The sequence below is a fragment of the Streptomyces sp. CA-251247 genome (genome assembly GCF_050952975.1).
Taxonomy (GTDB): Bacteria; Actinomycetota; Actinomycetes; order Streptomycetales; family Streptomycetaceae; genus Streptomyces; species Streptomyces achmelvichensis.
In genome coordinates this window covers 7,785,140-7,796,251 of record NZ_CP191861.1, presented here as the reverse complement: position 1 = coordinate 7,796,251, position 11,112 = coordinate 7,785,140, and the positions used below count along the sequence as shown (strand labels likewise).

The following is an 11,112-nucleotide window of genomic DNA, read 5'->3' as shown; positions in this document are numbered from 1 at the left end:
TTGTCGCGTGCAGGGTCCGCCACCATCGCAGCGCCCACGTTCACGTCCGCCGGACTGCCGACCGTCCGATCAGGGGCCTCGACCCACGGCTACCTTGATCATGAGGCTCACAGCACGATGAAGATCACCGAGTTGTTGAAGTTCCTGTCGTACCGGTTGTCGTAGTAGTTGCAATTGTTCCCACGGTCGCCCCAGCCCCTCCCATCGGAGCATCCGTAGTTGCCGCCACTTGCGTCGCTCGAAGCGAACGCACCGGTTGCGGGTATGACTGCGAGCGCGAGGCCTGCAACTCCTGCGGAGACTGCGGCAATGATCTTTTGGCGCACCCTCATACACCTCCGACTATTATCGCTTATCGGGCGAAAGGGTATATTTCAGCCTCCTCTCCTATCGGTGCCATGTCAATGCCACTCCGATCCCACGGGGGACGATCCCACGGGGGCGTCTCCCTGACTCCCGCGCTCCAGCGGCACGATCAGTCGCTGACGGTGCGCTGGGTGTGCCGCATCTTCCACAGCTGTACGTAGCCTCCGCATCTCCCATCGGGACGGCGGCAACCGCCGGACGGAAGGGCGGCGACCGTCTCACTCGGTGTCGCGTTGCGCCGCGTCCAGCGCGGCGGCAGGGGCCGCCGGGGCGGGGGCGACGACGATCACCTCGTCGGCGTCATCCCAGCATCTGGCGTACGCCTTCGGCGGGTTGATGCGCACGCCGTGATGCGGGGGCTCCCCATCCCGTGCGGCCGAGCGGTACCCGATCGCGCACACGCCCCGTCGGGAAGCCGCCTCGGCCACGGTGGCGAACGAGGCCCGGTGGCCCGGCCGGACGAAGTCCCCGGCCGCAAGGAGGTGGATCGTGTTGCCGCCAGGTGCGAACAACTCCTCGAACACGGAGGCCAGTCGGGGGTTCTGCGAGATCTGTGTCATGAGCAGACCGATCAGCTTGCCGCTGACAACGAAGTCGGCGCCCGGAGCGACCGGGGCGATGAGCCGGTTGCGGTCATCGGTCAACTCCGTGACGACGGGCACCCGCACGCCGGTGTCGCGCTCCCGGGCCCGGAGATGGAGCAGGGTGACGAGGGTGCGGTCGTCGGGGTCGTCCTGCCCGGAGCGGCGGCGATCCGGTCCGAGGACGATCACTCCGTGGTAGTCGGCCAGGTCGAGTTCCTCAACGGTCTCTCGCAGGGTGGGGTCGCTCGGCCGGTGGACGACCGTGAGGGCGTCCCCGACCGCCCGGTCGGCAGCGCGCAGCCCTGCCACCGTCGCGGCCTTGCGCTCGGCCACGACGTCGAGGGACGAACCCGGCGGCGCGGACCGGGCGAGCTGGTCGACGATCCGGCGGGCCCTGCGGTTCCAGCCGAGGAGCAGCAGGCGCTCGGGTACCTGTACCCGCGGCGGGGGTTCGTCGGCGAGGACCGTCGGATCGTAGGGGGCGGCGACCGGTGCCAGGTGCGTGGATTCCCTGTCGCGTGCAATGACGACCAAGCCGTCGCCATCAGTCAGCGTGAGCGCGGCCGGCGGGTCGAGGCTGAGGCTGCCGTCCGCGTGGACGACGCCGACGGCGCTCGATACGGGGCAGGCCGCGGCCGCTTCCCTGAACGTCCGGCCGGTCAACGCCGGGCTCTGCACGGTGTGCAGCTCGTCGCCCGCGTAGTCCAGGAGTTCCTGGTGGACGAGGGAGAGGCCGGGGCGGCGGACGCACTGCACGAGCAGACGGGCGGAAACGTCGTCGATCTCCAGACGGTGGCTCCTGGTCCGCCGGCGAGGCGGGCCGCGGCGAGGTAGCGGTCGTCGCGTACGGCCGCAACGACCGGCAGGTCGCGCTCTTGGCCGACGACGGCACGCAGCGACAGAAGGGTCTTGACGATCTCGGCGTCCTCGGCGGGGTCGTCGCGCGGGAGGACCACCACGGCGTCGGCGGTCGCGGGACTGACCCGGGCCAGGGCGGCGGGGTCGGTGGGGCGTCCGCTGCGGATGACGAGCCGGGTACGGCCTGTGTCCCCGATGTCCGACCGGAGGATGTCCTCCATCTCGGCGGGGTCGCGGTCGGCGAGGACCACGACGATGCTTTGGCGGCGCCATGCGTTCGCGGCGACCAGTTCGGAGACGACCGTCTGCATCTGCTCCGACCAGCCGAGAACCACGGTGTGACCGCTCTCCAGCACCGTGGAGTGGCCGCGGCGCAGGGCGATCAGCCGGTCGGTCATGCCCGCGGTGATGAGGCTGACCAGGGTGGAGACGTAGAAGAGGGCGATGAGGGCCAGCAGCACCGACAGGGCGACCCGCAGCGGCGGCCCCACCTCGCCACCCAGCCGCATGGTCTGGCCCGTGCTGCGCCACACCGCGACGATCTTCGATCCCGTGGCCACCGGTGCGCGCTGGTCCGTCCAGACGAGGACCGCGCTGACGGGAACCACCACCGCCAGACAGGCGAGGGCGAGCCACCCGACGAGTGCGGAAGTGCCGCGGGCCAGCGTGGTGTCGAACCAGTAGCGGATGCGGGCCTCGACAGTGCCGACACGGTCGCCCGGTCCGCCGCGACGGGGGGCGGGGGGCCGTTGAGTGGGTCGCCGGTGACGTTCCGGCTCCGTGGTCCGCTGTCGGGGAACAGCCCTGTCTCCTTCTTTGTGCACATCGGCAGCGTGCCCGGCACCCGGAGGCGACGGGGTGCCCTCTGCACGTATTCATCCCTTCGTGATCGTCCCGGCCCGTCGTCGCTATCCGGGTGCACACCGCCCGGGCGTCGTCCGCGAGTACACAGCCGGGTCCGACCGGGTGAGCCGACGCGGGTGAGCGACAGGCGAAGGAACCCAGCGGGAAAGGACGGACGGCACCGGACAGCCGCAGCCCAGGGAGATGTGATGAGCGAACGATCCGGCCCGTTCTGGGATGGAGTGAACGGGCGCTCGCCGATGCCGCGTGCAGCGGCCACTCTGGGGTGGGAATTCATCGACGCGGACGTCGACAACGGCACGATTCGTCTGGCGTTCCACGCAACCGAGGACTTCACCAATCCAACTGGCAACGTCCTGGGGGCCTTTCTCGCGGCGATGCTCTACGACACGGTCGGCCCTGCTCTTCTCGCCACCCTCCAGCCCGACCAGTTCCAGTCAACTCTGGAGTTCAAGGGGTCCTTCCTCCGCCCGGTCCGCCCCGGACGGCTCTTCGGGAACGGCCGCGTGGTGCATCGCGTGGGCGACATCGCCCACCTCGAAGCTTCGCTCACCGACGCGGACGACATCGTGATCGCAACAGCCAGTGCCACGGCTCGCGTCGTCCCACTCAGCGGTGCGGAAACCGTGGCGTGAGACTGCTCAACGCGTGTACACGCCGGGCGGGGCGGCTTCGCTGATGCGGTCGGTGGACCTGACCCCGGTTTGCACCAAGAGCATACGATGTTGCCCATGACGCAAAGCGATGGTGAACTGGACAGCCTGGTACGCAAACGGATCCGGGCTCTGCGCGTGGCACAGGGCTGGTCCCTGGAGGAACTCGCCACCCGCGCGAGCGTCAGCCAGTCCACCCTCAGCCGTATCGAGAACGGTCAGCGCCGGCTCGCGCTCGATCAGCTGGTCATCCTCGCCCGCGCCCTGGACACCTCTCTGGACCAGCTGGTGGAGACCGCCTCCGACGATGTCGTCACCAACCCGATGATCGACAGTGCCCACCGGCTGATGCGCTGGCCCATCAAGGCGGAGCCCGGCATGAGCGTCATGCGTCAGCGTCTGACCGAGCCACCCCCCGACAACCCCTCGCGCATGCGCGCCCACCCCGGCCGCGAATGGCTCGTCGTCCTCTCCGGCACCGCGATTCTCATGCTGGGCCACCGCCGCTTCCGCATCGAGACCAACCAGGCCGCGGAGTTCCCCACGATGCTCCCCCACGCCATCGGCACCGAGGGCGGCCCGTGCGAGATCCTGGGCATCTTCGACCGTGACGCCCGACGCGGACACCAGCGCGACAGCGGCAGCAAGGGCACCGGCAGTGACTACGCATCGGACGGCTCCTGTACGTGACCTGCCCGCATGCCGTTGCGTGTGCGGCACGTCAGCCGACCATCCCCTTGCCAATACAGCAAGAGATCGTGCCATGCGCGCAATGGCGCTCTAGCGTGGAGGCATGAGCCACACAGAAGCACACACCCACCACCACGGTGCGCACCACGGCCATCAGCACGTCGCCGACTCCGGGGGGCAAGCAGAGATCCTCGACCTGGACGCGGAAGTCCTCGCCGAGCACATCGCCGCGATCACGGCATGGCTGCCCCTCGATGCCGCACCGCACGAGATCGTGGACCTGGGCTGTGGAACGGGAACCGGCACCTTCGCCCTGCTCGACCGCTTCCCCGAGGCACATATCACCGCCGTCGACTCCTCGGCCGACCACCTTCACCGCCTGAACGCGAGGGCGCGCACCGAGGGAGTGCAGGAACGCGTGCGCACCGTTCTGGCCGACCTCGACGCCACCGCCTGGCCCCGCCTCGGCACGCCCGATCTCGTGTGGGCCTCCGCCTCGATGCACCACATGGCCGACCCCGACAGCGCCCTGCGCCACGTCCATGACCTGCTGGCGCCCGGCGGTCTGTTCGCCGTCGTCGAACTGGCAGGCTTCCCCCGCTTCATGCCGGAAAGCGCACCCGAGGAGCGTCCCGGCCTGGAAGACCGCTGCCATGCCGCGACCGACCGCTTCCACGCCGAGCACGTACCCCACCGTGGTGCCGACTGGGGACCGATGCTGACCGAAGCCGGATTCACCGTCGCAGCCGAACGCACCATCGCGGTGAACATCGAGGACTCCCCCACCGAGGCGGTCGGCCGCTACGCCCTGGGCTCCCTGCAACGCATCCGCGGTGTCGCCGCTGAAGCGCTCGTGCCCGACGACCTCGCTGCTCTCGACCGACTCCTGGACACCGGCAGTCGCCACAGCATCCTGCGTCGCACCGACCTGGTGGTGCGCACCGAACGCACCGTCTGGGCCGCACGCCGCAAGAACTGAACCACGCGCACAGCGACGGCAAGGCGAGCAGTCCATCCACACAACCGCGCGCGAGGAGCCGCGGGTCACTGCCCGCGGCTCCTCGGACGCAAGGGTTTCGGCGGAGGCCGGAAAATCAGTCGTCGGGTGACGTCTCCTCGGGGGTCGCCGGACCGCCGAAACCGTGCGCGGACAGGTCGAACCAGTTGCCTTCCGGGTCCATGGCGCGGTACTCGGCGAACGGGCGGGTGGTGTGCCGTTCCGCGGGTTTGAGAGCACCTGCCGATTCCAGACGTTCCGACATCTCGGCCGTGTCCTCGACATGGAACCCGAAGTGGTTCATGCCCACAGGGGTATCGCCGTCAAGTTGATGACTGAGCAGTGCGAGCGAGAAGTAGCCATCGCTGAGGAAGCAACTGCCGTCCGGGTCCCGGTGGAAGACGGTCATGTCGAAAACGTCGGAGTAGAACGTGGCGAGCGCTTCGGGGTTGCGGACGACGATCGCCAGATGGCGTAGCGCGGGCTTGCCCATGAATGTGCCCTTCTTCGTGGGGGGTTGGTGGTGGGAGCGAGGACCTACGCCCTGGGTGTGTCGATGGTGGACAGTGGCACCATGTTGTGGAATGCCGTGATGCTCCACCGCTCTGCGCCGGCATCGAACTCCAGCACCGCAAGAGCGTGGGTCCTGGCCAGAACCGTCCCGTCGGGACCAGTGATTTCGGACTCGGCGTTCACGGCGGCGATGTCGTCGCGAAGGTAGCGGATGTCTCGGACGCGAGCGGTGAGAGTGGAGCCCCGGTAGACGGTGCGGAAGAGAGCTTCATGCCCTGCCGCTATACCGGCGCGACCTGATGGTTTGTCACCTCTGACCGTGGTGAAGTCGCAGTCCTGCGAGAAGTTGGCAGCGAATCGGACGGCATCACCCTGGGCCCAGTGCTCGGCCATGGCGACCCACAGCGTTCTGATGCGGTCGTCGTTCGTCGGAGCGGTCAAGCCGTTGCCTCCATCTCGCGAAACACGGTGCTTACCAGCAGGGGCAGTTCACGACAGCCGGACTCGGGTTGACCGAGCGGAGGCGGCGCCCAGGCGCCGAGCGCGTGGTACATCACCCCACCCCGGCGTTCGAGATAGCAGATGACGTTGAGTGGCCATGCCGTCGATGTGAAGACGTACTGATCCATCTCCGTGGGGTGCTCGCTGAGGACCACGGTGCGCTCGCGTGGGGGACCGATGCGGTGCCAGTCAGGATGCATGTGTATCGATCCCAACAGCTCCAGGCCGGCCGCTTCCGCTTCCTGTGAGGCGCGCAGAAGGTCGCGGGAGTCGACCCACCACCCCCGAGTCTCGTTCTCGTAGGCGGGCCCGTAGGTGGGCACGATCGACTCGGCGAACTCCCGACGTGCTGCCGGGTCACGAGTCCGCGCATTGGCGGCGAACACGACGTGCTGAGCATGTATCACGGACTCGTCCGCCGTGCCCACGAGGAGTGCGAAGCAGGGCAGGGGCGATTGGGGAGTGATGTGGTTGTACTGATCGACAGCGGCGATCAGGAACGCGGCGAGTGCCTGATCGTCGAACAGGACGGTGGGGGGCGCACATGCATGCTCGTCCGATAAGTGCATGACAAGGGATCTCCAGTGGGGGGTCGAACACGAGCGGGCAGGTGGTACTGCTGTCCGGCCTGCTCGTGAAGTTTCGGCATGCTATGCGAGAAGTTCTTGAGAGTTCAAGAGTTCGGCCCTGCGGGCACCGCTTCCTCGCCATCAGCGCCGTCCCGCCGACCTGCCGAAACTGCTGTTACCAACTCGCTTGCGTGTCAGCGCCGTTGACAAAGTGGCCACCTGGTAGAAACCTGTCACCCTGTCGCTGCAAAATTTTGACTGATTCACTCAAAAGTTCTAGAGAACCTCTCAACTGCCTCGCCTTCTGCATGTCAGGTACCTGGCGAGGCACGTGGTCGCCGTCCCCTCGGCGCACCGGTCCGTCATGCAAGTCGCCCTGCCCCAACGCCTCGAACGGCGCCACCTGCGGGCGCCGAGCCGCGCGCCCGGACACCGGATCACGAAACAAGAGGACACCATGAAACTGAGACACCAAGGCTGGCGAGTGATCGTCGGCATGGTGCTGGCGGGCCTGATAGCCGTCGGGCTGCTGCCCGCTCCCGCCTACGCCGCGGAAGGGCCCAATCTGGCCCTCGGCAAGTCCGCCCGTGCAGGCGGCAGTCACGGCAACTACCCGGCCGGCAACGTCACCGACGGAAGCCAGGCGTCGTACTGGGAAGGGCCCGCCGGCGCGCTGCCACAATGGGTGCAGGTCGACCTCGGCGCGAACGCGGAGATCACCCGGGTGGCGCTCAAGCTGCCGTCGACCTGGGAAGCCCGCAATCAGACCCTGAGCGTGTCGGGAAGCACCGACGGATCATCGTTCGCACCGCTGTCCGCTTCCGGCGCGCGTGCCTTCGATCCGGCCGGGGCGAACACCGTCAGCATCCCCGTCACGGCGACCACGGTCCGGTACGTGCGCGTGCAGGTGTCGGCCAACAGCGGCTGGAACGCCGCCCAGTTGTCCGAACTGGAGGTCTACGGCGAGGACGACGGGCCGGGCGAGCCGCCCGTCAACGGTTCCAACCTCGCCCGCAACAAGCCGATCGAGGCGTCGTCGTTCACCCAGACCTATGTCGCGTCCAATGCGAACGACGACAGCCCGGCGACCTACTGGGAGTCCTCCGGCTTCCCGTCGACCCTCACGGTGAAGCTCGGCGCCAACGCCGATGTCGAGGCGGTCGTCGTCAAACTCAACCCGGACCAGGCATGGGGCCCGCGGACCCAGGCCATCGAGGTGCTCGGGCGTGAACAGTCGGCTTCCGGCTTCACCTCACTGAAGGGGCGCGCCGACTACGCGTTCTCCCCGTCCTCCGGCGGCAACAGCGTCACCATCCCGGTGACCGGCCGCTACTCCGACGTACAGCTGAAAATCTTCTCCAACTCCAGTGGCTTCGGCGCACAGGTCGCCGAGTTCCAGGTGATCGGGGCCGCGGCTCCCAACCCGGACCTGACGATCACCGATCTGACCTGGGCCCCCGCCTCACCGTCCGAGACGGACGCCGTCGAGGTCAGCGCGACGGTCCGCAACGCCGGAAGCGCCGCGTCCCCCGCCACGTCGGTGAACGTGAGCCTCGAAGGCGCGGCAGCCGGTTCGGCGCAGGTGGGCACGCTCGCAGCGGGCGCCTCCGCGATCGTCAAGGTTCCCGTCGGCAAGCGCGCCATGGGCAGCTACACCGTGTCCGCCGTGGTCGACCCGGCGGGAACCGTCGTCGAGCAGGACGACACGAACAACAGCCGCACCGCGTCCTCGAAGCTGGTCGTCGGGCAGAGCCCCGGGCCGGACCTCACCGTCACCGCGATCACCCCCAACCCGGCCGCTCCGGCGGTGGGCGCGCAGGTCTCCTTCACCGTCACGGTGGACAACCGCGGCACAAGCGCTGTCGCGGCCGGGACCGTCACACGCCTCGCCGCCGGAAGCACCACCCTGAACGGAATGGCGGGAGCGATCGCCGCAGGGGCGAGCGTCACCGTACCGATCAACGGCACGTGGACCGCGGCGAGCGGTGGTGTCACCCTCATCGCGACGGCCGACGCGACGAACACCGTCGCGGAGACCAACGAGAACAACAACGTCCTCGCGCGCTCCCTTGTCGTCGGACGCGGTGCCGCGGTGCCCTACACCGAGTACGAAGCCGAAGCAGCCCGCTACCAGGGCACACTCCTCACCACCGACGCCAAGCGGACCTTCGGGCACACCAACTTCGCCACCGAGTCCTCCGGACGCCAGTCGGTGAGGCTCACCACCACGGGGCATTTCGTCGAGTTCACCTCGGCCAACGCCGCCAACTCGATTGTCGTGCGCAACTCGATCCCCGATGCGCCCTCGGGCGGCGGCGCGGAGGCGACGATCAGCCTCTACGTCAACGACACCTTCAGCCGCAAGCTCACCCTGTCCTCCAAGCACAGTTGGCTGTACGGAAGGACCGACGACCCTGAGGGCCTGACCAACACGCCTGGGACCGATGCCCGGCGCCTGTTCGACGAGTCCCACGCGCTGTTGTCGCAGAGCTATCCGGCCGGCACGACGTTCCGCCTCCAGCGCGACGCCGGTGACACGGCCTCGTTCTACATCATCGACCTGGTCGACCTCGAGCAGGTGGCGCCGCCGAGCGCCCAGCCGGCCGGCTGCACGTCGATCACGAACTACGGTGCCGTACCGAACGACGGCCTCGACGACACCGACGCCATCCAGCGCGCGGTGACCGCGGACCAGCAGGGTGACATCGGCTGCGTGTGGATCCCGGTGGGCCAGTGGCGCCAGGAGCAGAAGATCCTCACCGACGACCCGTTGAACCGGGGCACACACAACCAGGTGGGCATCCGGGACGTCACCATCCGCGGCGCGGGCATGTGGCACTCCCAGCTGTACACCCTGACCCCACCGCACCAGGCGGGCGGGATCAACCACCCGCACGAAGGCAACTTCGGCTTCGACATCGACCACAACACCAAGATCTCGGACATCGCCATCTTCGGTTCGGGCACCATCCGGGGCGGCGACGGCAACCACGAGGGCGGCGTCGGTCTCAACGGCCGGTTCGGCAAGGACACCAAGATCACCAACGTGTGGATCGAGCACGCCAACGTCGGTGTCTGGGCCGGCCGGGACTACTCCAACATCCCAGAACTGTGGGGGCCGGGCGACGGCGTCGAGTTCAGCGGTATGCGGATACGCAACACGTACGCCGACGGCATCAACTTCGCCAACGGCACCCGCAACTCGACCGTCTACAACTCGTCCTTCCGCAACAACGGTGACGACGCCCTCGCGGTGTGGGCCAGTAAATACGTCAAGGACACCTCGGTCGACATCGGACACGACAACCACTTCCGCAACAACACGATCCAGCTGCCCTGGCGCGCCAACGGCATCGCCGTCTACGGCGGATACGGCAACACCATCGAGAACAACATCATCGCCGACACCATGAACTACCCCGGCATCATGCTCGCCACCGACCACGACCCGCTGCCCTTCACCGGCCAGACCCTCATCGCCAACAACGCCCTGTACCGCACGGGCGGCGCGTTCTGGAACGAGGACCAGGAGTTCGGTGCGATCACCCTCTTCGCGCAGGGGCAGGGCATCCCAGGTGTCACCATCCGTGACACGGACATCCACGACTCCACCTACGACGGAATCCAGTTCAAGACGGGCGGCGGCGAGATGCCCAACGTCAAGATCACCAACGTGAGGATCGACAAGTCCAACAACGGCTCCGGCATCCTCGCGATGAGCGGTGCCCGGGGCAGTGCGACCCTGACGAACGTGACGATCACCAACTCGGCCGACGGCGACATTCTCGTCGAGCCCGGGTCGCAGTTCGTCATCAACAGAACGGGCTGACCGCACCGCCCCGCAGGGCATCGGAGCACGAAGGAGGGCCGCGCCGGACCATACCCGGCGCGGCCCTTCTTCGGCAGGAGCGCTCAGCCCCAGACGCTGGTGTAGTTGTACTGACCGTCGTATCGGGGTGTCCACAGACTCGGGTACGGCTCGGTGATGTTGCCGCACGCCCGGAGCTGGATCGCGCTGCGCCTACCGGTGTCGTGGAGGCACTTGCCACTGGCCGCCTCGACGATCTCCCAGTGGTCGCTGCCGCGGTCGACCCAGCGGAAGTGCTGGCCGGGCCCCTGACAGTGCCCCAGGACGATCGGTGTGTTGTCGGCGGTCGAGGCGTTCTGCGCGCCGATGCAGTACTTGCCGTACACCCCGATGAAGAAGAGGCCGGGAGTGCCCGACGGCATGAAGTAGAAACGCTGGTGCAGCCGGCCCTTGCAGTCGAAGCGCTGGATGACGGCGCCCGGGTTCTGCGACTCGCCCCGCACGTCCATGCACTGCCACGAGTACGAGGCCCGCATCTCGTAGATGGCGGCGTTGTTGATCCACGACGTGTAGCGGATCGGCGGATCGGCAGCACTCGCGCTGCCGGGGATCAGCAGAACAAGCAGTGATGCCAGGACCGCGAGTATCCCTCCGCGGTGCACACTTCGAGCCACTGTGACTCCTTCTTTGCCCGGATTGCGATGGGCGC

At 67.8% G+C, this 11,112-nt stretch carries 9 protein-coding genes and 1 pseudogene; 4 read left to right on the top strand and 6 right to left on the bottom strand.

Going from position 1 to position 11,112, the window contains the following annotated elements; genetic code table 11:
* Positions 1 to 107 precede the first annotated feature (107 nt).
* Together ACQPWZ_RS34810 and ACQPWZ_RS34805 are read right to left on the bottom strand one after the other, a co-directional pair.
* A complete protein-coding gene (locus ACQPWZ_RS34810) occupies positions 108 to 326 on the bottom strand; it encodes a hypothetical protein (protein ID WP_340477399.1) in 219 nt (72 codons plus the stop codon).
* 258 nt (positions 327 to 584) lie between these two features.
* Positions 585 to 2,497: pseudogene (locus ACQPWZ_RS34805) on the bottom strand (CASTOR/POLLUX-related putative ion channel).
* A gap of 363 nt (positions 2,498 to 2,860) precedes the next feature.
* On the opposite strand from ACQPWZ_RS34805, the gene ACQPWZ_RS34800 reads away from it, so the two are divergent.
* From ACQPWZ_RS34800 to ACQPWZ_RS34790, 3 genes are all read left to right on the top strand, one after another.
* A complete protein-coding gene (locus ACQPWZ_RS34800) occupies positions 2,861 to 3,307 on the top strand; it encodes a PaaI family thioesterase (protein ID WP_433573474.1) in 447 nt (148 codons plus the stop codon).
* Positions 3,308 to 3,394: 87 nt separating this feature from the next.
* Positions 3,395 to 4,015, top strand: coding sequence for a helix-turn-helix domain-containing protein (locus ACQPWZ_RS34795; protein ID WP_340477396.1), 621 nt, complete (start codon positions 3,395 to 3,397; stop codon positions 4,013 to 4,015).
* A gap of 103 nt (positions 4,016 to 4,118) precedes the next feature.
* Complete coding sequence (locus ACQPWZ_RS34790) at positions 4,119 to 4,994, top strand: class I SAM-dependent methyltransferase (RefSeq protein WP_433573473.1); 876 nt, start codon at positions 4,119 to 4,121, stop codon at positions 4,992 to 4,994.
* A gap of 115 nt (positions 4,995 to 5,109) precedes the next feature.
* Here the strand turns inward: ACQPWZ_RS34790 and ACQPWZ_RS34785 are convergent, their stop codons facing one another.
* The 3 genes from ACQPWZ_RS34785 to ACQPWZ_RS34775 are packed head-to-tail and all read right to left on the bottom strand — an operon-like array spanning position 5,110 to position 6,595.
* Positions 5,110 to 5,505: a VOC family protein gene (locus tag ACQPWZ_RS34785; RefSeq protein WP_356703123.1), complete on the bottom strand. Its 396-nt coding sequence runs from the start codon at positions 5,503 to 5,505 to the stop codon at positions 5,110 to 5,112.
* 44 nt (positions 5,506 to 5,549) lie between these two features.
* Complete coding sequence (locus ACQPWZ_RS34780; RefSeq protein ID WP_433573472.1) at positions 5,550 to 5,966, bottom strand: SgcJ/EcaC family oxidoreductase; 417 nt, start codon at positions 5,964 to 5,966, stop codon at positions 5,550 to 5,552.
* On the bottom strand, positions 5,963 to 6,595 hold the full coding sequence (locus ACQPWZ_RS34775) for a hypothetical protein (RefSeq protein ID WP_433573471.1): 633 nt from the start codon (positions 6,593 to 6,595) through the stop codon (positions 5,963 to 5,965). The genes ACQPWZ_RS34780 and ACQPWZ_RS34775 overlap by 4 nt, the downstream gene beginning before the upstream one ends.
* 457 nt (positions 6,596 to 7,052) lie before the next feature.
* Between ACQPWZ_RS34775 and ACQPWZ_RS34770 the strand changes: the two genes are divergently transcribed.
* Positions 7,053 to 10,424 (top strand): CARDB domain-containing protein, encoded by a 3,372-nt coding sequence (locus ACQPWZ_RS34770; protein ID WP_433573470.1) that lies wholly within the window; start codon positions 7,053 to 7,055, stop codon positions 10,422 to 10,424.
* 83 nt (positions 10,425 to 10,507) lie between these two features.
* On the opposite strand, the gene ACQPWZ_RS34765 is transcribed toward ACQPWZ_RS34770, so the two are convergent.
* Positions 10,508 to 11,077, bottom strand: a complete 570-nt coding sequence (locus tag ACQPWZ_RS34765; protein ID WP_433573469.1) for an RICIN domain-containing protein — start codon at positions 11,075 to 11,077, stop codon at positions 10,508 to 10,510.
* Between the last annotated feature and the right edge of the window lie 35 nt (positions 11,078 to 11,112).